Source organism: Zhongshania aquatica, from assembly GCF_027257955.1.
GTDB classification, from domain to species: domain Bacteria; phylum Pseudomonadota; class Gammaproteobacteria; order Pseudomonadales; family Spongiibacteraceae; genus Spongiibacter; species Spongiibacter aquatica.
Genome location: NZ_JANZNQ010000017.1, coordinates 37,562 through 58,951, shown reverse-complemented (window position 1 = coordinate 58,951; position 21,390 = coordinate 37,562). Strand labels below are relative to the sequence as shown.

Sequence of the window (21,390 nt, the reverse complement as noted above, 5' to 3'; positions counted from 1 at the left end):
AATACCTGACTGTAAAATCCGTGTCTTTGTTATTTTAAGCGGAGCAGCGCAATGGGCAGAGCCTACCAAAACCGCAAAGATTCCATGGCCAAAACCTCAGATGCCAAGGCCAAGGTTTACAGTAAATACGGACGCGAAATATACGTGTGTGCTAAAGCCGGGGGATTTGATCCCGCCGGAAATTTGGCACTACGTGGCATGATAGAGCGTGCCAAGAAAGATCAAGTGCCGACCCACGTTATCGAAAAAGCCATTGAGAAAGCCAAGGGCGGCGCAGGCGAAGATTTCTCGCTAGCCCGTTATGAAGGTTATGGCCCCGGTAACTGCATGGTTATTATCGAATGTCTTACCGATAATCCCAACCGTACCTTTGGCGATGTGCGTTTATGCTTTACCAAAACCAAAAGCAAAATCGGTACCCAAGGTAGTGTCAGTCATATGTTCGATCATTCGGCCATTTTTGTATTTAGTGGTGACGATGAAGAGGCAGTATTAGAGGCTTTGATGGAAGCGGATGTTGATGTCAGCGATATTGAAAACGAAGGTGGAAAAATCTCGGTATTTGCACCGAACACCGACTATTTCAAAGCCAAGCAGGCATTGATGGAAATGGGGGTTACCGACTTTGATGTGGATGAAATTCAGTTTTTAGCGCAAAACACGTCTCCCGTTGGCGGTGATGATTTACCCATGTTTGAAAAATTCATGGATATGCTCAACGATTTAGATGATGTGCAGAACGTTTACCATAACGCGGAATTGCCAGAGTCGTAATTGTGTTCCTATAGCTCGGCCTTCGCCGAGCTATAGGATCGCCTCAGTGTTTTAGCTGGGCTTGCTTCTACTCAATAGCTGCTATTTTAAGCGCTTGCCGCTGATTTTTCGGGACGCGTATACGGGCTGCATATCGGCCATTGTTTTCACTTCTTGCTGTTTTAATTTTTGTATGCCCATAGGCAAAAAGCAAAAAGCCGAGCGTCGTGCTCGGCTTTGATGAGATAGTTTTGGATATGTGGTTTATAGAATGTCGCCAACAATCGGCAAGCCACTTACCACGCCACCAACAACGGGTAATCCGCCAACAAGAGGGATGCCGCCACCGAGAAGGCCGTCAACAACTGGCAAACCGCCGCCAAGTAGGTCTCCGTCTAATAAGCCACCAATAACGGGAAGGGTGCCAACAATCGGCAAGCCACCACCGGTGAGACCACCGATGACAGGTAATCCGCCGCTGGTTAGGCCGCCGATTATGGGTAGTCCACCACCGCTCAGGCTACCGATAATGGGTAAGCCACCCCCAGTTAAACTGCCAAGCACGGGTAAGCCGCCGTCTGCCAAACCACCAACAACGGGTAATCCACCGAGTAAGTCACCGCCTGCTAGACTACCTACAACAGGTAAGCTGCCAAGTAGATCTCCGCCAGCTAGACCGCCGACGACGGGTAGGCCTCCAAGTAAATCGCCGCCAAGTAAGTCGCCACCCACTATGCCGCCTACGACAGGCAAGCCGCTTAATAAGCCGCCTACAACAGGTATTTGCGCCTGCGCTGTCATTGCTGAACTAGCTATTGCCAAACCGCCAAGTAGTGCTTTCATTTTCTTATTCATAATAAATCCTTGTGTTTGATAAGACTGATCATATTTAGCGTCATACTGATTAAGATCTTCATCGGTGAGCGCTGGTCTCATTTTTTCCGAATGAGCTCATTCTGTCGGAAGTAATTTTTTTCCTCAATGTGCGCCTATGATTGATTGTTATTTTTGTGAGTTTGGTCTCGTTTAATGAAATATAATTTTTAAAAATTGTATTGGTAAATATACTTATACGCTTAAAAATAAGCGCTATTACACAGATATAGGTTGGCGTGAATTCATGTGTCACATTTTTTATTTTTTGTAATTTAGTTTTGGGGTGGGTTTGTTGAAATGGTATTAGATGAATTTTGATCTATGCCGAATTCGTGATCTTTGGGTACTAGAATTGTTGGATTATGCTTTAGATAAATTTGTTGAGGTGTTTGGCAATGTACCAGCATTGGGAGCTTGGCTTAGCGGCGATGTGTTCGATATTCATTCGGCGCCACGCCGATAGTTTTCTTAAACAGGCGAGAAAAATAATACGCATCATCATAACCCACCGACGCGGCAACTTGTTTTACGGATTGCCCGGTACTGTCGAGTAGGTAGCAGGCCCGTTGGATTTTCATGTTAATAAAATACTGTATGGGCGATTGACCAGTGTGCGCCTTAAATTTTTTGGAGAAGTGGTATTTTGAGAGTTTTGCACTGGCTGCTAACTCGTCCAAGTTAAGTTGGCCGTGTACATGCTCCTGCATTGTTGCGCGCAGCCTTTCCCAGTTCAGTGCTTTTCCGCTTTGCGGTCGTTCCTGACGCACCAGAAGGGCGATATAGCTTAGTAGAGCTTGGAGTTGGTGCCCGCCCTGAATGAACTCTGCCAGCTGGTAGCCACTTCGCCTTAATTCAGATAGACCATCAAATATTCTTACGACGCGTGGTTGTACACCGATATTAAACGACGGCGTACTCAGCTGGATATGTTGATAGAAATGGTCGGCGAGACGGCCATTAAAATGAAGCCAATAAATTGTCCAAGGGTCTTTTGTATCAGCTTTATATGCATGGGGGTGATTGGGTGGCAGCAGAATAATATCGCCGCTGCGAATTCGGTAGCGTTTGTCATCGCACATTAATGTGCCTTTACCGTCGATGCAGTAGATAAGTAAGTAGCTGTTTTCTTGTTGGCGATGCATTCGATGGCCGAATGCGGCGGGGTAGTAGCCCATGGCAACCGGGAATAGGCCCTCGGTTAAAGGGTGACCGGCTAGCTGGGTTTGTATAAATTGCGGTGTGAGAAAGCGTATTCCTAATGGTGGAAGCGGCCAGTCGGAGGTGATTGCCATCGTAAGCCTTTGTTAAATATAGCTTTATAGTATGTGTGAGATGGGTTAATAAACTTCGTTACATGCGCAATATAGTCCATCAAGTCGGCAATATAGTCAATCCTACGTCTGGCGGGGATGTGTTTATATAGTGCCCTCTTTGCGCGCATACGGGATTGACCGCGTGCGCTATTGTTAGCCACAAAAATAACCCGGAGAAACACCATGGCCGTTGAAACCGCCGCAGCTACTTCTGAAGAAGCCAAGTTTGTTCAGTCTCTTGTTGAGCGTTCGCGTAAGGCACAGGCGCAAATTGCAAACTATACCCAAGAACAGGTTGATGAGCTTATTACTGCCATGGTGTGGTCGGTTGCGCGGCAAGATGTGGCTGAGAAGATTGCGAAGTTTACTGTAGAAGAAACCCAACTCGGTAACTACGACGGCAAGTTCCTCAAGATATTTAAGAAAACCCGCGCGGCCTTGTTCGACATTATTAATGACAAATCTGTGGGTATTCTGGAAGAAGACAAAGAGCGCAATATTGTTAAAATTGCTAAGCCGGTTGGTGTTATAGGCGCTTTAACGCCATGTACCAACCCAGAAGCGACGCCAGTGATTAAGGCTATCTCGGCGGTGAAAGGACGTAATTCAATTATCGTTGCACCCCACCCACGCTCAAAACTTACCAATAAAATGATCTGCGATTTGATGCGCGAAGCTCTTAAAGCCTGTGGCGCGCCAGAAGACTTGGTTATTTCTATGGACAGCCCGTCTATGGAAGGTACCGCAGAATTAATGAAGCAGTGTGATCGTATTTTAGCTACTGGCGGCGCGCCAATGGTTAAGTCTGCCTATTCAAGTGGTACTCCTGCACTTGGTGTGGGCGCGGGTAATGCGGTTATTACTGTCGATGACACCGCGGATCTAGACGAAGCGGCTGAAAAAATTCGCATCTCTAAAACCTTAGATTTAGCCGCATCGTGCTCTTCTGATAACGCGGTAATCGCCTTTGAATCAAATGTTGAAGCGCTGCTTGAGAAGCTTCAAGCGCAGGGCGGTTACATTTGTAATGCAGAAGAAAAGGCGAAATTGCAGGGCATTATTTGGGAAGACGGCCACATTGCGGCGCGCATCGTTGCTCAGCCAGCGACCGTGTTAGCAGAAATGGCGGGTATTGATTTGCCTGAGGGCAAAACCTTCTTTATCGTTCCTGAAACCGGCGCGGGTCCAGAGCACCCTTTCTCTGGCGAGAAAATGTCAGTTGTGATGGCGTTCTACACCGTGAAAGATATTGATGGCGCTATTGCGATGACCAATGCGATCCAAGCCTACCAAGGTCAAGGTCATTCATGTGGTATTTACTCCTATAGCGATGAGAACATCATGAAGTTTGCCTACGCGACTAAAACCTCACGGGTTATGGTTAACCAACCACAAGCGCCGTCTAACAGCGGTAACTTGTGGAATGGCATGCGTCAAACCTTCTCTTTGGGCTGTGGCTCTTGGGGTGGTAATAGCACCAATAACAACATCACATGGCGCGATCTGATTAACGAAACTTGGGTATCTAAGCCATTGGCTGTCACCAAAGTGATTCCAACTGATGAAGAGCTGTTCGGCAAAGTAATGGACAAGTTTAAGTAATCAATCGCGTATAACGCCGCTTTATTGCGGCGTTTTGTTATTTATCAGTCTAAATAAAAGAGAACAATATGGACTTTAACCTTTCCGACGATCAAAAAGCGTTCGCCGAAAGTGCGCGGTCATTTGCCGACGGTGTGTTCAAGCCAAATGCGGCTCAGTGGGATGCAGAGCATATTTTCCCTAAAGACGCACTCAAGCAAGCGGGTGAGCTTGGCTTTATGGGAATGTACACCCCCGAAGATGCCGGCGGCTTAGGCATGAGTCGTCTCGATACCAGTGTCATTGTTGAAGAACTGGCTAGAGGCTGCACGTCAACAGCTGCGTTTTTGACCATTCACAATATGGCCACCAGCATGGTGGGCACCTACGGTAAGCCTGCTCTGATCGAGGAGTGGTGTGGTGATTTGGTCATGGGCGAAAAGTTGGCCTCCTATTGCTTAACCGAGCCCAGTGCTGGTTCCGATGCAGGTAATTTACGCAGTACTGCGCGTGCAAATGGCGATAATTACATCGTTAACGGTAGCAAAATGTTTATCTCCGGCGCCGGTTCCACAGACTTACTAGTGGTTATGCTTCGCACTGGTACTGATGGCCCCAAGGGTATTAGCGCCTTTGCCATTCCCGCCGATGCGCCAGGTGTAAGCTACGGAAAGAAAGAAGAAAAAATGGGCTGGAATAGCCAGCCAACACGCACCGTGACCTTTGAAGACGTGGTGGTTCCCGCAGCAAATATACTCGGTAAAGAAGGTGAAGGTTTCAAAATTGCCATGAAGGGCTTAGATGGCGGACGCATCAATATTGCCACCTGCTCTATCGGTACCGCCCAAGCTGCGCTGGAAACAACCATTGAGTACGTTAAAGAGCGTAAGCAATTTGGGCAGGCGATTGCTGATTTTCAGAACACTCAGTTTAAGCTAGCCGACATGACTACTGATTTGGTAGCGGCGCGGCAAATGGTGCGTTTGGCCGCGTTTAAGCTTGATAGCGGCGATCCTGAAGCTAGTACCTACTGCGCCATGGCGAAACGCTTTGTCACCGATGTCTGTTTTACAATTTGTAATGACGCCCTGCAACTGCACGGTGGTTATGGATACATTAAAGAATACCCTCTGGAACGTCATGTTCGCGACAGCCGCGTGCATCAGATTCTGGAAGGTACAAATGAAATTATGCGGGTCATTATTGGCCGACGTTTATTAATAGAAGGCGCCTTGGAGGTGATTAAGTGAGCAACTACAGTCCCACGGAAAAACTAAAAGTAGAAATCATTGAACACACAGCATTGATCACTATTGACAACCCTGGTGCGAATACGTGGGACTCAGAGTCATTAAGTGGCATGCGCGAGTTAATCGCTAATTTAAACGCCGACAAAAATATCTACAGCTTGGTTATTACTGGTGCCGGTGAGAAATTTTTCTCAGCAGGTGCAGATTTAAAAATGTTCGCCAGTGGCGACAAAGCTGTCGCTCAGGATATTGGTTTGAAATTCGGTCAGGCCTTTGAGGCCTTGGCAGACTTCCGCGGCGTGTCGATTGCGGCTGTGAATGGCTTTGCTATGGGTGGCGGTTTGGAGTGCGCTTTGGCCTGCGATATCCGTATTGCAGAATCCCATGCCCAATTGGCTTTGCCAGAGGCGAAGGTGGGCTTGCTACCCTGTGCCGGTGGTACTCAGCGCTTAACCGCCCTGGTTGGCCCGGGTTGGGCTAAGCGTATTATCTTGTGTGGCGAGCGTATTAAAGCTGACAAGGCATTGAGCTTGGGTTTGGTAGAGGAAGTGGTTGAGTCTGGCAAGTCTAAAGAAGCTGCATTGGCGTTGGCGGCGCAGGTTGCCCAACAAAGCCCTGTGTCTGTGACCTTCTGTAAAGAGCTGATCCACAAGCCACGCGAAGCGGTAATGCCACAGGGCTTACTGTTAGAGCGGGAGCGCTTTATTCAGTTGTTCGACACATTGGATCAAAAAGAGGGTGTGAATGCCTTCCTTGAAAAACGCAGCCCAGAGTGGAAGAACGCGTAATGACTGGTCATATAGAAGAAGTTTTATTTGAAGAGCGACGTTCTGCCAGCGGGCCCTCGGTCGGTGTTATTACACTGAATGTAGAAAAAACGCTGAACTCACTGACCTTGAACATGGTCCAGTTGATGTTGGTTAAGCTTCGCGAATGGCGCGAGCGCAGTGACATTGCCTGTGTCTTTATTCACGGCTCAGGTCAAAAGGCTTTGTGTGCTGGTGGTGATGTTCAGGCTTTATATAGGTCATCTGTTGAGCAGCCCGGCGGTCCCTGTGAGTACGCAGAAGCGTTTTTTGAGCAGGAGTATCGCGTTGACTATTTGCTGCACCAATTCGACAAACCGGTCATTGTATGGGGGCACGGTATTGTTATGGGTGGTGGTATGGGTGTGTTTGCAGCGGGTAGCTATCGCGTTGTCACCGAAAAGACTCGTCTGGCTATGCCGGAGGTCACCATTGGTTTATACCCGGATGTTGGCGGCAGCTACTTTTTGAACCGAATGCCTGGTCACACGGGATTGTTCTTGGCCTTAACGGGTGCATCGTTTAATGCGGCTGATGCCTTGTATTTGGGGCTGGCTGAAGGCTTTGTTGAACATGAATACGCGGGTGAGGTGCTCAATGCACTAACGGAAACAGTTTGGTCAACGGGCGTGGCGGAAAACCAAGAGCGTGTCTTTGATTTAATGGCGACGTTTACTGCTCGTTCCAAGACGGCACTGCCCGCCGGCAATGTTGAAGCGGCTGCCTCTGAAATTGCAGAGCTGTGTTCAGCGGATGACGACCTTACGGTCATTAACACTATTATTGCTGCGCAATCTGACAACCCTTGGATACAAAAAGCGGCTGCGACTTTGGCGTCGGGTTCGCCTTTAAGCGCACGCTTAATTGCTGAGCAGATTCGCCGTTGCAGGGGCATAAGTTTAAAAGCGGCATTTCAAGCTGAGGTATTGCTATCTACTGCGATTATTCGTCGGCCAGAATTTGCTGAGGGAGTTCGAGCCTTGTTAATTGATAAAGACAAGAATCCAGCTTGGCAACATGCGTCACCGGCTGATGTGCCACAAGATCTGATTGATCAGCATTTCACTGCACCGTGGGCAGTGAATCCACTGGGTGATCTCTAAAATCTTGCGTGGTCATTGTCTGTAGAAGGTTTTGAGGCGGTTTTGGCTGTCTCATTTTTTAAATAATAAAGGGTGTTCATTTGAGCATCTTAGGTTTAACAAACAGGTGGGTATTATGGCTAAGGTAGCGTTTATCGGTTTGGGTAATATGGGTGGGCCAATGGCCGCCAATTTGGTCAAAGCCGGTCACCAAGTGACAGTGTTTGATTTGGTAACGGCCGCTATGGATGCCGTGGTGGCGCAGGGCGCATCAAAGGCCGCGACGGCGCTTGAGGCCTTGGCTGGAGCCGATACGGTTATTACCATGCTGCCTGCGGGTAAACATGTGGCTGGCTTGTATCTTGGTGAAGAAGGTTTGGTGGCTAAGGCTGCAGACGGTACCTTGTTTATGGATTGCAGTACGATTGATGCAGACACTGCACGTCGTGTCGGTGAGGCTGCCGCAGCGCGCGGACTGCAAATGATTGATGCACCGGTTTCTGGTGGCGTGAAAGCAGCGCAAGCCGGTACCCTGGCATTTATGTGCGGCGGCAGTGCTGAGGGTTTCGCTCGGGGTAAATTGGTTTTGGAAGGCATGGGTAAGAATATCTTCCATGCCGGCGACCACGGCGCAGGACAGATTGCTAAGATTTGCAATAATATGTTGTTAGCGGTGCATATGGTTGGTACTGCAGAAGCTCTGCAGTTAGGTGCGAATAACGGCCTAGATCCTAAAGTACTGTCAGAGATTATGTTGAATAGTTCAGGCAAAAACTGGTCGCTGGAAAACTATAATCCCTACCCAGATGTTATGCCAACAGCCCCTGCATCAAATGATTATCAACCGGGTTTTATGGTTCAGTTGATGCTTAAAGACCTTGGCTTGGCGATGGAGAATAGTTTGGTGACGCAAAGCTCGGTGCCAATGGGTGCCTTGGCGCGTAGCCTATACGCCTCGTTCTCTTCTAAAGGGAATGCGCAGCGCGACTTCTCTTCAATTTTAGAAATGTTCCAGTCTTAACCCTTAGTGGCTGCGAGCGCATCGAGCCCTCGCAGCCACACTAGATTTATTTCTCTTCCTGTCATTCTTTTGACGGTGCCTGCTTCGGTGGGTACCGTCTTTTTTTGTATGTCATTCAGTATTTTTGTTGTGGTGTTTTTATGGCACTGTGACCCTTGGTTTGGTAAGTCAGAGGCGTTATTGCTATCTATGTCTAAAGTCATGTCGTTTAGCGTAGTACTCATCGGTATGCCCGGTGCGGGGAAGTCGACAATAGGGCGTACTCTGGCATTGCAGCGTGGCGTAGAGTTTGTGGATACCGATCGCTTAATCGAGGAGCGTGAGGGGCAGACTCTGCAAGCGTTGTTAGACAGGTATGGTTATCTGCGCTTGCGGGCGATTGAAGCCGACGTGCTGCAGACGAGTGACTTTTCTAATAAAGTTGTGGCCACGGGCGGGAGCGCGGTTTACAGCGAGGCTGCGATGAACTCGCTGCGAAAATATGGTCCTAGTGTCTTTATCGATATTCCCCTGACAGAGATAGTTGAACGGGTGAAGAACTTTGCTCAGCGCGGTATTGCGGGGCCTCCGGGGCAGGATTTGAGTGGTGTTTATACAGAGCGTCGACCGCTGTATCTTCGATATGCAGATATTAGAGTTGATGGCAGCCAGTTGGATGAAGCTCAGCTTTTGGCCGCGGTGGTTTCCGCTTTGGCCGACTACCCAGCGGGGGTGTAAGCTTTTCGGCACTGAGGTAAGCTATAGTGTCAAAATCTGCGCTTGCCAGAGGCGAGCTGATACTCAATAACGAGTCGCAAAAAAATAAGGAACGCGAGTGTAATGCCTGTCAAAGCCTACACCAGTATAGAAATTTGCAAAGAAGACCTGAAATTTTCTGGTGCTCACTTCACCATTTTTTCTGCCACCGATCGTGAGCGTTTACACGGCCACAACTTTAAAGTCAGTCTCTTACTCACTGCTGATGTGGGTGATAACGGCATGTGCTTCAGTTATGTCGAAATTAAGAGCCGCTTACGTAAGCTTTGTGCAACTCTAGATGAGTATACCCTGCTGCCTGCTGACTCGCCTTATATGCGGATAGTGGAGCGTGGAAATGTTTATGTTGCTGAGTTTAACGGCGAAGAAATTCCCTTTTTAAAGTCAGATACCCTCGTATTACCGGTACGTAATACCACGGTAGAGGAATTTGCCCGTTATTTGTTGGAGCTGTTGTTAACCGATGCACCCTTTATAGAAGGGAATGAAATTCGGGAGTTAGTTATGAAGGTGTCCTCCGGGCCTGGGCAGTGGGGTTCAGCTAGCTGGACTCGGGATTAGCGGCACTGTACTGCTAAATGTGAGTTGCTCGCCGAAAAACCACTTTTCTGGCGGTCAACGTTGTGTAATTCATTGCTGTCGGAATAGTTGGAGTGATCTTCAGCAAATTTGGCGACATTAATTGTAATAAAGAGTCATTTGAATGAATAAGGTGTTGATAGTGAGTGGCGGCAGCCAAGGAATTGGCTTTGCGACGGCAAAACGCTTTCTAAGTGAAGGGTACCGAGTTGTAAATTTGTCGCGTCGACCATTAGAGTTGGCGGGGGCCGTGCACATAAGTGCTGATATGCAAAACCGGGATTGGCTGGATAATTGCATCGTCCAATTAGAAGAGATTGCCGCAGGCGCTGATGAGGTGGTGTTGCTTCATAATGCGGCTCGTCATGACGGTGATACGGTAAAGAATTTGTCAGCGGATAACTTCGCCAATGTACTGCAGGTCAATCTTGTGGCGCCACAGCAATTGAATGCGCTGTTAATACCGTTTATGAAGGCGGGCTCGGCAATTTTGTATATGGGGTCTACGCTAAGTGAAAAGGCCGTCGCGGGCTGTGCGTCGTACATTGCGAGCAAGCACGGTGTTATTGGCTTGATGCGTGCGACTACCCAAGATTTGGTGGGCCGTGGTATTCATACCGCGTGTGTCTGCCCGGGTTTTACGGATACCGCTATGTTGCGCGGCAATATCGGCGACGATCCCTCGGTGATGGCAGCGATTACCGGCATGGTGAGTTTTGGGCGATTAATCGATCCTGTTGAGATAGTAGAGACGATTTTGTTTTGCGCGCGAAACCCTGTGATCAATGGCAGTGTGCTTCACGCCAACTTAGGTCAAATAGAGCACTGATAAGCGTTGACGCTTTCGGTTACAACCAATTTACGCCTTAACCGCTTAGGGGTTATGGTGATAGTGCGTAGGCTAAGGCAATTAATCGCACAATGTAAAAAACTGGCCGTTGTACGCATATCGTGCGGTCTAATAGGTAGTATCCAAGATAGAGAATTATTGCTATCCGCATGATTATTTTGACTGTGGTGCGACACAGTTCTTATTTTAGATATCGTAATTTTTTATTTAATAATTTTATCTAAATTATTGATAAACCAACTGGATGGCAGTTGCGTATCAGAGTACAGTAAAGATGCTTGCACACTTTTAAGGCGTTCTGATTTAGCTATTAAATAGGTAAATTTAAGCGTCAAAGTTCAGCACAGAAGGAGATTGCAAAGATGGGCATACTTGAGAATGTTCGTGAGCAATACCTGAAGGGGCGTGATGAAGAAATGTCCCTAGAGGCCTATCTTGACCTTTGCCGTCAAGACCCACTTGCTTACGCAACCCCCGCTGAGCGTATGCTTGCCGCAATTGGTGAGCCTGAGTTGATCGATACCCGCAAAGATCCGCGCTTATCCCGTATATTTTCCAACCGATTAATTCCTCGCTATCCTGCATTCGAAGAGTTCTATGGGCTCGAAGATGTCATCGCGCAGATTGTCGCGTTTTTCAAACACGCCGCCCAAGGTCTGGAAGAGCGTAAACAGGTTCTTTATCTACTAGGACCCGTTGGCGGTGGTAAATCGTCGATTGCAGAACGTTTGAAAAAATTGATGGAAGCGGCGCCTATATACGCCATTAAAGGGTCGCCAATTAATGAGTCTCCGCTGGGTTTATTCGATCCATTGCGTGATGGCAAACAGTTGGAAGAAGAGTACGGTATTCCGCAGCGTTATCTCACTGGTTTGTCGTCTCCGTGGGCAATTAAGCGCCTAGAAGAATACGAAGGGGACTTGACCAAATTCCGTGTCGTGCGGATTCAGCCCTCTGTATTAAAGCAGGTCGCTGTTACTAAAACCGAGCCTGGCGATGAAAACAACCAAGATATTTCGACATTGGTAGGTAAAGTCGATATCCGCAAGTTAGAGGCCTACGCTCAGGATGATCCTGATGCCTACTCCTACTCCGGTGGACTATGTTTGGCAAACCAAGGCTTACTTGAGTTTGTCGAGATGTTCAAAGCGCCGATAAAAATGTTGCACCCCTTGCTAACTGCAACGCAAGAGGGTAACTACAAGGGCACGGAAGGCTTCTCTGCGATTCCTTTCCAAGGTGTCATCCTTGCTCACTCCAATGAATCCGAATGGCAGAGCTTCCGTAATGACAAGCACAACGAGGCATTTTTAGACCGGGTGTACATCGTCAAAGTGCCTTACTGCCTGCAGGTGTCGGAAGAGGTAAAAATTTACCAAAAGCTACTTCGTCACAGTTCACTGGCGGCTGCACCTTGCGCCCCAGGCACCATGGAAATGCTGGCGCAATTCTCGGTACTGACGCGTTTGAAAGAGCCAGAGAATTCGAGCATTTATTCTAAAATGCGCGTCTATGATGGCGAGTCGTTAAAAGATACTGATCCAGCGGCTAAGTCCTTCCAAGAGTATCGTGATTATGCCGGCATTGATGAAGGCATGAACGGCATGTCAACGCGCTTCGCCTTTAAGGTTTTATCGGCGGTCTTTAACTACGATAACTCTGAAATTGCGGCGAACCCCGTGCACTTAATGTATGTGCTTGAGCAACGTATTTTGCGCGAGCAATTACCAGAGGATACGCAGCGGATTTACTTAGAGTTTATTAAAGGCTGGCTTGCTGTTCGGTACGCAGAGTATGTGGGTAAGGAAATCCAAACGTCCTATTTGGAATCTTACTCAGAGTACGGTCAGAATATTTTTGATCGCTACGTCACTTTTGCAGATTACTGGATACAAGATGAAGACTATCGCGATCCAGAAACAGGAGCCATTTTTGATCGCGGCACGCTTAATGGTGAGCTCGAAAAAATTGAGAAGCCAGCTGGTATTGCTAATCCCAAAGATTTCCGCAACGAGATTGTGAATTTTGTGTTGCGCGCGCGGGCACAAAATGAAGGACGCAACCCCAGCTGGACAAGTTACGAAAAGCTGCGTGAAGTGATAGAGAAGAAAATGTTCTCTAGTACTGAAGAGTTGCTGCCAGTGATTTCGTTCAATGCCAAGGCCTCTGCCGAGGATAAACAAAAACACGAAAACTTTGTAACTCGAATGGTGGAGAAAGGTTATACACCTAAACAGGTGCGGTTATTGTCTGAGTGGTATCTGCGGGTCAGAAAGGCAGGTTAATTATACGGCCAATATAAGGGGCGTACTATGTCAATGATTATTGACCGCCGCCTGAATGATCGCAATAAAAACGCGACGAATCGCCAGCGGTTCATCAAGCGGTATAAGGCACAGCTGCGGCGCTCGGTCGCAGATATTGTGGCGGACCGGTCTATTACCGATATGTCTCGCGGTGGCGAGGTCGGGATTCCGGTTAAGGATATTTCTGAGCCGCGGTTTCGTATTGGACGTGGTGGCGATCGTGAGATGGTGCACCCTGGTAATAAGGAATTTAATACCGGCGATATGATCGCTAAGCCGAAGTCTGGCGGTGGTGGTGGTAGTGGTTCTGGCGGTGAAGGTCAGGGCGATGAAGGCCAAGACAACTTCATGTTTACTCTTTCTAAAGAAGAGTTCATGAACCTGTTTTTTGATGACCTCGAACTCCCTCGCTTGGCGCGTACCGTGCTGGGTGATTCCCAACAGTTTACCTATCGTCGCGCTGGTTATACGCCAAGTGGCGTACCCGCAAATTTGTCTGTTCCGCGCTCAGTTAAAAATGCGATGGCGCGCCGTATCGCTTTGACGGCTCCGCTTAAGCGAGAACTTGAAGAGTTGATCAAGTCCGGTGGGTCTGCTGAAGAAATCGAGGCGCTTGAAAAACGTATTGAGCGTATTCCTTTTTTAGATGAGTACGATTTGCGTTTTCGCCATAGAGTTAAAGAACCCAAACCTATCAGTAGGGCGGTGATGTTTTGCCTAATGGACGTGTCGGCGTCTATGTCTGAAGACAAAAAGGATTTGGCAAAGCGGTTTTATACTCTGTTGTATCTTTTTCTGAGCAGAAAATACGAGCAGGTTGAACTGGTCTTTATTCGTCACACCTCTAATGCAGAGGAAGTCGATGAGCACGCCTTCTTTCATGATCCACAAACTGGCGGAACGGTAGTGATGTCTGCGCTGGATTTAATGATAGAGATTCAACAAGAGCGCTACCCGCCAAATACGTGGAATATTTATGGCGCTCAAGTGTCTGATGGTGATGCCTTTGGTAGTGATCCTCAGCGCAGTGCAATGAGATTAAGCAAGGATATATTGCCTTGGTGTAAATATTTTGCCTATGTCGAAGTGCCCGATAGCCCCACGACAATCACACCTCTCGCTGCTGCCTACAGTCAGATACGCGAAAGTAGCTTCGCGATGAGCACGGTAATGGATCGAAGTGATGTGTATCCGGTCTTGCGCGAGTTGTTTCAGAAGGAGTCTGTATGACGGCTGCTAAAATGAAAAACAGCGTGTTGTCACATGGTGGCGATTGGGATTTCGAGCTGTTACAGCGCTACGATAAAGAAATCGCGGTAATCGCCAAAGAGTACGGATTAGATACTTATCCGAATCAAATAGAAGTCATTGCTTCTGAGCAAATGCTAGATGCCTACGCCTCAGTGGGCTTGCCAATAAGCTACAGTCATTGGAGTTACGGTAAGGAGTTTATTCAAAACGAAGAAGCGTACCGCCGTGGTATGAGAGGCCTAGCCTACGAGTTGGTTATAAACTCTGATCCCTGCATAGCCTATTTAATGGAAGATAATAGTATGCCGATGCAGGCGCTGGTTATTGCTCATGCCTGCTATGGGCACAACTCCTTTTTCAAAGGCAATTACCTTTTTAAACAGTGGACCAGTGCTGATGCTATCGTCGATTACATGGTGTTTGCCCGCAAGTATATTTTTGATTGTGAGCAGCGCTTTGGCGAGCAGCGGGTAGAGGAAACGATTGACGCCTGTCATGCTTTGATGGATCACGGCGTAGATCGCTTTCACCGGCCGTCACCACTGTCGGCAGAGGACGAACTGCATCGCCAGCATGAGCGAGAAGAGCATGCGTGGAAACAGTACGATGATATATGGCGGACATTACCGCAAAAGGCGGTAGACAAGGCGGGCGCCAAAAAGAAGAAGCGCAACTTTCCGCCAGAGCCTCAGGAAAACCTACTCTACTTCATCGAGAAGTATTCACCGACCCTAGAGCCTTGGCAGCGAGAGATTGTTAGGATCGTCCGTAAACTCGCCCAGTATTTTTATCCTCAGGGATTAACCAAGGTGATGAACGAGGGGTGGGCGACCTTCTGGCATTACACCTTACTGAACACCATGTACGATCGCGGGCTGGTCGATGATGGCTTTATGTTCGAAATTCTTCAGTCACACACCAATGTAGTAATGCAGCCGGGATTTGATCATCCGGCCTATTCGGGCATCAATCCCTATGCGCTGGGTTTTGCGATGATGAAGGATATTCGTCGTATTTGTGAGGAGCCCGACGATGAGGATCGAGCGTGGTTTCCAGACATAGTTGATAAAGATTGGCGAGAGGTGTTGGACTTTGCCATGCGCAACTACAAGGACGAGTCTTTTATCGCTCAATATTTGTCGCCGAAGCTAATCCGCGAGTTTCACTTATTTGCCATAGCGGATCAGCATAAAGAAGATCACTTAAGGGTCGAGGCAATTCACAATGAGGCTGGATATCGGGAGGTACGGCGCCTTTTGTCGAAACAGTACAACCGCGACGTGCTAATCCCAGATATACAGATCTATCGTTATGAGCACATGGGTGATCGATCCTTGACCTTACGTTATAACCGCCTCAGAGATCGACCATTAACAGACGATGCCACCGAAGTGCTAAAACATCTTAGCCGCCTGTGGGGGTTTACTGTCACGATGGAAATCTATGAAGAGGGTAGTGGCGTGGTTGATAAAGTAGAGGTGAGTCCCGCATAGGTTAGATACCACCACGCGATTTATTCGTCGGTGGCATCTTCCTGTTAGCCATTACGGTGCTGTTGTGAATTAATTGCCCTCAAACTGTGCGGTGGTCTTGCTTAGAAAGGCATTGATGGCGCGTTGATGGTCTTGGGTGTGGTGACATTGGCTTTGAACGTCGGCACAAACGTCCAGAAAATCCCCTAGCTCTTGTCGCTGCGCGGCTTTCATTAAACGTTTTGTGGCGCGTAAAGCTTGTGGCGGTTTGCTGGCGTATTCCTTGGCATAGTCTTCAGCGGTTGCCAAAAGTGTTTCTTTTGGTACGCATTCAAGTAACAGTCCCAAACTCGACGCCTCTGTGCTGTCGATGATGCGGCCACTAAAAGTAAGTTCAGCGGCTCGTTGATAGCCGACAAGGCGCTGCAGGAACCACGCTCCCCCGTCTCCGGGGATAATGCCAAGATTAATAAAGGTTTCACCGAAGCGGGTGTTCTCACAGCCAATTCGTATATCTGCCATGCAGCAGAGATCGAAACCGGCTCCTATTGCAGCGCCATTTACCGCCGCGATGGTGACAATCTCCGCGCTGTGCATGGCACGCGAGATTCGCTGTATGCCATTTTTGTAGCTATCGCTTATTTCCGTTGGACTGCCGCCAAACATACCTACCTTGTCCCGCATGTCTTTTACATTGCCGCCTGAGCTAAACGCGGAGCCTGCTCCGGTGATGATGAGACATGATATCTCCTTATTCATATTAGCCCATTCTATAGTCGCGCACAGATCGTCTATTAATGCGGTTCCGGTTAGTGCATTGCGAACATCATCCCGCTCAAAGCAAAGAATAGCGTAACGATTTGTGACAGTAAGTGAGGCGTCAATTAGCTGGGGTTGGACTGACATGAGATTAGGTTTCCGTGGTAGCAGTGCAACTCAAAATTATACCAAAGATTATGCAACTAAGTACTTTTGTCTGGGGTCATAAAAATATGATTTTTAAAAAGTAATAGAAGCTGGCCTCGTTTTTGCTATTTCAGAGCTGTAGCAGAGCGTTATTAAAAAGGGCTATCTGCTCTGCCCTTTAAAGGAAATCTGTTGCTAGGATGTATGCGTAAAGAAGTTGTATTTGTGCATTGGTTTATATGTTGTAGTCCATTCACAAATAATAATAGGTGAAGAAATGACAAAAGTGTTTACAGATCAGTTGGCGGCTTTACCGATTACAGAAATTATAATTCGGTCTATTGAAGGCGGCTTGTATATAGCCTTTGTTGCTCTTGAGGGGAGGTTACTTAGGGTTTTTGAATTGGATAACACGCCGCTATGCCGTCGTAGTGTGGGTGAAATTAAGTCGGTATTACTCGCTAACGGCTGTAAGAAAAAGGCATTTATGGTTCATCATTCAGCGTATGACGAAATGATCGGAAATCAGTCCGCAATAGAGCCAGATATGAAGATCGCGTTGGGCTGAATTCGGTTTAATGTTCTCAGTTTGATGTGCCCATGGGCAAGGATAATATCCATAGGCCCAGTACTGTAAATGCCACCATCAAGACCAGCATCGGGAGTTGGCTAAGCAAAGCTTGGCGCCGAGAACCAAACAGTGAAAGTGCCTGCAGATGCGCTATATAGACACTTATGATGTGGCCTCCCACGATAAGTGCTAACTGAGAGTGCCAGATAGTTTCCACGTTTGGAATGATCGGTGCACGAAACCAATTCGCAGTTCCAAAAATATTCGCACCCATCCCGAAGGGGTCAGACGCTAAGCTGATGATCTTAATTCCTTGCGTCTGTAGCAAGGGGTAGTAATGGCTTAGGTGGTATGCCAAGACGATGGGCAACAGTGAGTAGGCAAAATGAAGACTTAGTTCTCGGGTGGATAGATTACTTTTTGCAATACGTTTACATAGCCAGATAAAACTGAAGTAAACCAGAAAATACAATACAGGTAGGATTAGCAGCCACGCAGATTGATAGACTGAATAGAATGTCCGTAATTTGGGGTAGGCGACGAATGGATTTTTGCCGACATAGGGTTGTAAATAAGGGTTTAGTTCTACCCAAAAGCTTCGTATCCAGAGTTGAGTTTCGTGTAATCCGTCGAACGCGGTGGACGCCAGCATACTTAAGATAAACACTAGCAGGCTTAATTCTTTTGGTTGAGAGTGATTTAGTTTCGCCACAGGACTATGGATGCAGATAGTCAACTCCTGCGATTGCTTGTTACTGGCCAGTGAAGTTATTCTCATCTCCGAAAGTAGAGAGAAAAATACATTGAAAAACTCGCCGTAGCGGCACCAGCTTTCAATTCCGAAAAATCCACAGAAAAATAGCGTCAGCGCGGTATAGGCAAGCAAATATTCAGAGAGTGATCTTGGCGTTGTTGTGCCAAATAATTCAATCCAAATAAAACCCATGTACAACAGCACTGCAGGCCAATAACTCAATTTAACTGGATAAGTGGTAAGACCCAGTCGATATCGCGGGTAAATACGGCCTAGCCCATTTGCGATGGTCCTCCACGGGTTTAGCCATTGGAAACTGTTGCCGAACAGAGCGCAGGAATAGGCGTAGGCTAATAAAAAAATCACCCAGAAAAAAGTCATATTAAAATTGCCGTAGGGGTTTCTATTACCGAGAAACCCGCTTGCGATGCAAAGCAATAACATAAGAACGCTAAAAATCTTGAGCCACAGTTTAGTTAAGCGCAATGTTTTGTGGAGAGAGGCATTAACTGGAATGTCGATTTTCGACGCGGGCTTAGCGGGGATTGTGGTTGTATGGTCGTCACGTAGAAAATAGGCAAATATAAGGAAGGATGTTGCCACAGCCGCAGCAGCACCATACAAATATAAGGTCAGTGGTACCGGAAGCGTGTAGGTTTGGCCAAATGAGTGACTGTTTCCCATTTGGCAAAAGAACAGGATCAGACAAGTAAAGATTAACTTAGGATGACAGAAAAAAATGCGCAGATAGGTCATGTGTTATTCGATACTTTTAATGTCATTTTGCCATGTGTAAAACATCGATCAACTTCATAGTCTATAGGTGATGATCTATTCATAGCGGCATCAATTTACATAAAAACTTTGTTTGAGCATCACAATTGTGAATTATGACACGATGGCTAGTGCGCGTTGCAAGGTATAATTACACATTAATATAAAGTGTGTAATTGTGGTGGCGGCGATTTTAGATGTTCGTTTATGGCTGTTGGATTTCAAGCGCGTCAATTTGGTTTTACTGTTCTGGGAAGTAATTATGTCTATATACACTCGTTTGGCGTTAGTTCTAGCGATAGGCGTTGGGTTAACTGCGTGCGGCGGTTCATCTTCTTCGTCCACATCCTCAACTACAAACACTAATGCTACTTTGACATATGCGCCAAGTAATTTTGAGCTAGCCAATGCTTGTTTTGCAATGAGTGACAGTCGAGGGCGCTTTGTTGTTCGCGACGAAGATGGGAATTATTTTTCTACGGCCACTAAATTGGCTGATGCAAGTCCGTTTTACATGAAGCCCACGGCGTTAGGCGAGTACCTAATATACGGTGACGACGGCTCATTTCTCAGCGTGGCGGCCGGCCTTATCAAAAGTACGGCGTCGCCATCTCAAACCGCAAATTGGATTATTAGTGGGGTAGGTAATAGCCTTACAGTAGTTTCAGAGTTTGCCGCCGAGATGGGGCTGGGCGTTAATCCTAGTACGTCTAGGGTCGAGCTTGCCGAGTCGACCGGAGTGACTAGTTTTAAGTTCGCGGAAACAACGGGTTGTGCAAATTTTCCAGAGTTAAGCACCAATGCGAGTGGTACGACTTATAAGGGGAGCGGCGTTGATGCGCCGGTTATCGGTTTTGCTGATGTTCACTCCCATATTAGTTCAACCACATTCCTAGGTGGCGCACATGCGGGCCGACCTTTTCATCCGTTTGGTGTTACCGAGGCAATGGGAAGCTGCGAGTCCGAGCATGGCCAGCAGGGTAGCTTGGATTTGGTCGGCAATTTACTCGGACCCAGCGGTGTTCCACTTGGTGTTCATGAAACAACTGGTTGGCCTACCTTTGTAGATTGGCCGAAACGCGATGCACTCACCCATGAAGCCATGTATTACAAATGGATAGAAAGGGCGTGGTTAGCGGGTTTGAGAGTGCTGGTCAACGATCTTGTCGAGAACGAAGTGCTATGTACCCTACAGTCTGAGGCGGCAATCGCTAGTCAGTCTGGCTTCAACCTTGCGGATGTTATCGGCGATGCAGCTAGCCTTGTCGCGCCAGAAAAATGTAATGAGATGGAAAGTGCCGTATCTCAAATACAGTTTATGAACGATATGCAGGATTACATCGACGCTCAGGAAGGTGGTCCCGGCAAAGGCTGGTTCCGTATTGTTGATAGCCCTGCGGCTGCTCGTGAAGTAATTAATGATGGCAAGTTGGCGGTGGTACTTGGTATTGAGATTTCGCATCTATTTAACTGTGATGTTACTCAGCCGGGCGGATTGACCGATATCAATGGTTGCGACGAAGCCGAGATCGCTACGCAAATGGATCGGCTCTACGATTTGGGTGTGCGGGAAATGTTCCCAATACACGAGTTTGATAACGCCTTCGGTGGGAATGGGATTTTTGATGGTCTTGTTCTAAACGTGGGTAATTTCGTTGATACAGGTAAATTCTGGCAAACCTACGACTGCCCAGAGCAACCCTATTTCTTTGAAGCTGGCGCGATTATGACTTCGATTGACCCTTCCGGTGGCGGCAATCCAGTCTCTGATCTCATTACTGAGCTCACTCAGGGCATTCTGCCCGTCTATCCCACAGATAAAAGACAGTGTAATGCGCGGGGCTTAACTCAGCTTGGTGAGTTTATGTTCCAGCGTATGATGGATAAAAAGCTGATTATTGAAATTGATCATTTAGAGTTGTCGATTAAAGATGATGTGCTGGCGATGGCAGAGGCGGAGACGCCAAAGTATCCCGTTGTTTCAACTCACGGTGGTCACGGGGGCATCAGTATCGAGCAAGCCAAACGCATATTGAATGTGGGCGGTATTTTGTATCCAGCAAAAGGTAACGGTAAGCAGTTTGTTGCAGACCAAGATCGTTTGCGTCCACTGAAAAGCAGCGAGTTTGATTTTGCGATGGGCTACGGAGCGGATACCAATGGCTTGGCCGTGCAATCTGGTCCCCGCGGCAGTGACTCGGTTAATGTCAGTTATCCGTTTACCCTGTTTACCGGTGAGGGTTGGGGTAGCCAGTTTGCAGATATTCCCGCGTTGACCTTCCAGCAGTCGGTCGTGCCAGAGGGAAATCGCAAGTTTGATATCAACGCTGAAGGTCTCGCTCATTACGGCATGATTGCTGATTGGGTTGAAGCTGTGCGTCTTGAAGGCGGTGAACAGGCTATTACTGACCTGTATAACTCTGCCGAGGTGTATTTGCAGATGTGGGAGCGCACTATTAATCGATAACGCCGCCGATTGATACCCAGCG

At 47.6% G+C, this 21,390-nt stretch carries 18 protein-coding genes; 14 read left to right on the top strand and 4 right to left on the bottom strand.

The window, feature by feature from the left end; genetic code table 11:
• Nucleotides 1-51: 51 nt before the first annotated feature.
• On the top strand, nucleotides 52-774 hold the full coding sequence (locus O9X78_RS15710; protein WP_269620680.1) for a YebC/PmpR family DNA-binding transcriptional regulator: 723 nt from the start codon (nucleotides 52-54) through the stop codon (nucleotides 772-774).
• 243 nt (nucleotides 775-1,017) lie between these two features.
• Here O9X78_RS15710 and O9X78_RS15705 read toward each other — a convergent pair whose 3' ends face one another.
• Together O9X78_RS15705 and O9X78_RS15700 are read right to left on the bottom strand one after the other, a co-directional pair.
• Nucleotides 1,018-1,608, bottom strand: a complete 591-nt coding sequence (locus O9X78_RS15705) for a hypothetical protein (protein ID WP_269620679.1) — start codon at nucleotides 1,606-1,608, stop codon at nucleotides 1,018-1,020.
• 440 nt (nucleotides 1,609-2,048) lie between these two features.
• Entirely contained in the window at nucleotides 2,049-2,921 is an 873-nt protein-coding gene (locus O9X78_RS15700) for an AraC family transcriptional regulator (protein ID WP_269620678.1), read from the bottom strand.
• Nucleotides 2,922-3,125: 204 nt separating this feature from the next.
• Here O9X78_RS15700 and O9X78_RS15695 point away from each other — a divergent pair, with 204 nt between their 5' ends.
• The 11 genes from O9X78_RS15695 (at nucleotide 3,126) to O9X78_RS15645 (ending at nucleotide 15,917) form a co-directional block, all read left to right on the top strand.
• Nucleotides 3,126-4,544 (top strand): aldehyde dehydrogenase family protein, encoded by a 1,419-nt coding sequence (locus tag O9X78_RS15695; protein WP_269620677.1) that lies wholly within the window; start codon nucleotides 3,126-3,128, stop codon nucleotides 4,542-4,544.
• A 68-nt stretch (nucleotides 4,545-4,612) separates the two neighbouring features.
• Nucleotides 4,613-5,773, top strand: a complete 1,161-nt coding sequence (locus tag O9X78_RS15690; RefSeq protein WP_269620676.1) for an acyl-CoA dehydrogenase family protein — start codon at nucleotides 4,613-4,615, stop codon at nucleotides 5,771-5,773.
• Nucleotides 5,770-6,561: an enoyl-CoA hydratase gene (locus O9X78_RS15685; RefSeq protein WP_269620675.1), complete on the top strand. Its 792-nt coding sequence runs from the start codon at nucleotides 5,770-5,772 to the stop codon at nucleotides 6,559-6,561. Before O9X78_RS15690 ends, O9X78_RS15685 begins: the two co-directional genes overlap by 4 nt.
• Nucleotides 6,561-7,682, top strand: coding sequence for an enoyl-CoA hydratase/isomerase family protein (locus O9X78_RS15680; RefSeq protein ID WP_269620674.1), 1,122 nt, complete (start codon nucleotides 6,561-6,563; stop codon nucleotides 7,680-7,682). Before O9X78_RS15685 ends, O9X78_RS15680 begins: the two co-directional genes overlap by 1 nt.
• A 115-nt stretch (nucleotides 7,683-7,797) precedes the next feature.
• Nucleotides 7,798-8,682 (top strand): 3-hydroxyisobutyrate dehydrogenase, encoded by an 885-nt coding sequence (gene mmsB / locus O9X78_RS15675; RefSeq protein WP_269620673.1) that lies wholly within the window; start codon nucleotides 7,798-7,800, stop codon nucleotides 8,680-8,682.
• Nucleotides 8,683-8,790: 108 nt separating this feature from the next.
• Nucleotides 8,791-9,399, top strand: a complete 609-nt coding sequence (locus tag O9X78_RS15670) for a shikimate kinase (RefSeq protein WP_269620672.1) — start codon at nucleotides 8,791-8,793, stop codon at nucleotides 9,397-9,399.
• 102 nt (nucleotides 9,400-9,501) lie between these two features.
• Complete coding sequence (locus O9X78_RS15665) at nucleotides 9,502-9,999, top strand: 6-pyruvoyl trahydropterin synthase family protein (RefSeq protein ID WP_269620671.1); 498 nt, start codon at nucleotides 9,502-9,504, stop codon at nucleotides 9,997-9,999.
• A 142-nt stretch (nucleotides 10,000-10,141) separates the two neighbouring features.
• On the top strand, nucleotides 10,142-10,846 hold the full coding sequence (locus O9X78_RS15660; protein ID WP_269620670.1) for an SDR family NAD(P)-dependent oxidoreductase: 705 nt from the start codon (nucleotides 10,142-10,144) through the stop codon (nucleotides 10,844-10,846).
• Nucleotides 10,847-11,229: 383 nt separating this feature from the next.
• Entirely contained in the window at nucleotides 11,230-13,152 is a 1,923-nt protein-coding gene (locus O9X78_RS15655) for a PrkA family serine protein kinase (protein WP_269620669.1), read from the top strand.
• 27 nt (nucleotides 13,153-13,179) lie between these two features.
• A complete protein-coding gene (locus O9X78_RS15650; RefSeq protein ID WP_269620668.1) occupies nucleotides 13,180-14,403 on the top strand; it encodes a YeaH/YhbH family protein in 1,224 nt (407 codons plus the stop codon).
• Nucleotides 14,400-15,917 carry a SpoVR family protein gene (locus O9X78_RS15645; RefSeq protein ID WP_269620667.1) on the top strand — a complete coding sequence of 506 codons (1,518 nt, stop codon included), beginning with the start codon at nucleotides 14,400-14,402 and terminating at the stop codon, nucleotides 15,915-15,917. Before O9X78_RS15650 ends, O9X78_RS15645 begins: the two co-directional genes overlap by 4 nt.
• A gap of 69 nt (nucleotides 15,918-15,986) precedes the next feature.
• On the opposite strand, the gene O9X78_RS15640 is transcribed toward O9X78_RS15645, so the two are convergent.
• The gene (locus O9X78_RS15640; RefSeq protein ID WP_269620666.1) at nucleotides 15,987-16,802 is read right to left on the bottom strand and encodes an enoyl-CoA hydratase-related protein; all 816 of its coding nucleotides are present in this window, start codon (nucleotides 16,800-16,802) and stop codon (nucleotides 15,987-15,989) included.
• Between the two features lie 277 nt (nucleotides 16,803-17,079).
• Between O9X78_RS15640 and O9X78_RS15635 the strand changes: the two genes are divergently transcribed.
• Entirely contained in the window at nucleotides 17,080-17,370 is a 291-nt protein-coding gene (locus O9X78_RS15635) for a DUF6482 family protein (RefSeq protein WP_269620665.1), read from the top strand.
• Nucleotides 17,371-17,386: 16 nt separating this feature from the next.
• Here O9X78_RS15635 and O9X78_RS15630 read toward each other — a convergent pair whose 3' ends face one another.
• Nucleotides 17,387-18,811 (bottom strand): hypothetical protein, encoded by a 1,425-nt coding sequence (locus tag O9X78_RS15630; protein ID WP_269620664.1) that lies wholly within the window; start codon nucleotides 18,809-18,811, stop codon nucleotides 17,387-17,389.
• A gap of 511 nt (nucleotides 18,812-19,322) precedes the next feature.
• On the opposite strand from O9X78_RS15630, the gene O9X78_RS15625 reads away from it, so the two are divergent.
• A complete protein-coding gene (locus tag O9X78_RS15625; protein ID WP_269620663.1) occupies nucleotides 19,323-21,368 on the top strand; it encodes an amidohydrolase family protein in 2,046 nt (681 codons plus the stop codon).
• Nucleotides 21,369-21,390 lie beyond the last annotated feature (22 nt).

What these genes read in the sequence shown, in the direction of transcription:
- O9X78_RS15710 (WP_269620680.1), top strand. Translation starts at nt 52, where the DNA reads ATGGGCAGAGCCTACCAAAACCGCAAAGATTCCATGGCCAAAACCTCA.
- O9X78_RS15705 (WP_269620679.1), bottom strand. Translation starts at nt 1,608, where the DNA reads ATGAATAAGAAAATGAAAGCACTACTTGGCGGTTTGGCAATAGCTAGT.
- O9X78_RS15700 (WP_269620678.1), bottom strand. Translation starts at nt 2,921, where the DNA reads ATGGCAATCACCTCCGACTGGCCGCTTCCACCATTAGGAATACGCTTT.
- O9X78_RS15695 (WP_269620677.1), top strand. Translation starts at nt 3,126, where the DNA reads ATGGCCGTTGAAACCGCCGCAGCTACTTCTGAAGAAGCCAAGTTTGTT.
- O9X78_RS15690 (WP_269620676.1), top strand. Translation starts at nt 4,613, where the DNA reads ATGGACTTTAACCTTTCCGACGATCAAAAAGCGTTCGCCGAAAGTGCG.
- O9X78_RS15680 (WP_269620674.1), top strand. Translation starts at nt 6,561, where the DNA reads ATGACTGGTCATATAGAAGAAGTTTTATTTGAAGAGCGACGTTCTGCC.
- mmsB (WP_269620673.1), top strand. Translation starts at nt 7,798, where the DNA reads ATGGCTAAGGTAGCGTTTATCGGTTTGGGTAATATGGGTGGGCCAATG.
- O9X78_RS15670 (WP_269620672.1), top strand. Translation starts at nt 8,791, where the DNA reads ATGTCATTCAGTATTTTTGTTGTGGTGTTTTTATGGCACTGTGACCCT.
- O9X78_RS15665 (WP_269620671.1), top strand. Translation starts at nt 9,502, where the DNA reads ATGCCTGTCAAAGCCTACACCAGTATAGAAATTTGCAAAGAAGACCTG.
- O9X78_RS15660 (WP_269620670.1), top strand. Translation starts at nt 10,142, where the DNA reads ATGAATAAGGTGTTGATAGTGAGTGGCGGCAGCCAAGGAATTGGCTTT.
- O9X78_RS15655 (WP_269620669.1), top strand. Translation starts at nt 11,230, where the DNA reads ATGGGCATACTTGAGAATGTTCGTGAGCAATACCTGAAGGGGCGTGAT.
- O9X78_RS15650 (WP_269620668.1), top strand. Translation starts at nt 13,180, where the DNA reads ATGTCAATGATTATTGACCGCCGCCTGAATGATCGCAATAAAAACGCG.
- O9X78_RS15645 (WP_269620667.1), top strand. Translation starts at nt 14,400, where the DNA reads ATGACGGCTGCTAAAATGAAAAACAGCGTGTTGTCACATGGTGGCGAT.
- O9X78_RS15640 (WP_269620666.1), bottom strand. Translation starts at nt 16,802, where the DNA reads ATGTCAGTCCAACCCCAGCTAATTGACGCCTCACTTACTGTCACAAAT.
- O9X78_RS15635 (WP_269620665.1), top strand. Translation starts at nt 17,080, where the DNA reads ATGACAAAAGTGTTTACAGATCAGTTGGCGGCTTTACCGATTACAGAA.
- O9X78_RS15630 (WP_269620664.1), bottom strand. Translation starts at nt 18,811, where the DNA reads ATGGGAAACAGTCACTCATTTGGCCAAACCTACACGCTTCCGGTACCA.
- O9X78_RS15625 (WP_269620663.1), top strand. Translation starts at nt 19,323, where the DNA reads ATGAGTGACAGTCGAGGGCGCTTTGTTGTTCGCGACGAAGATGGGAAT.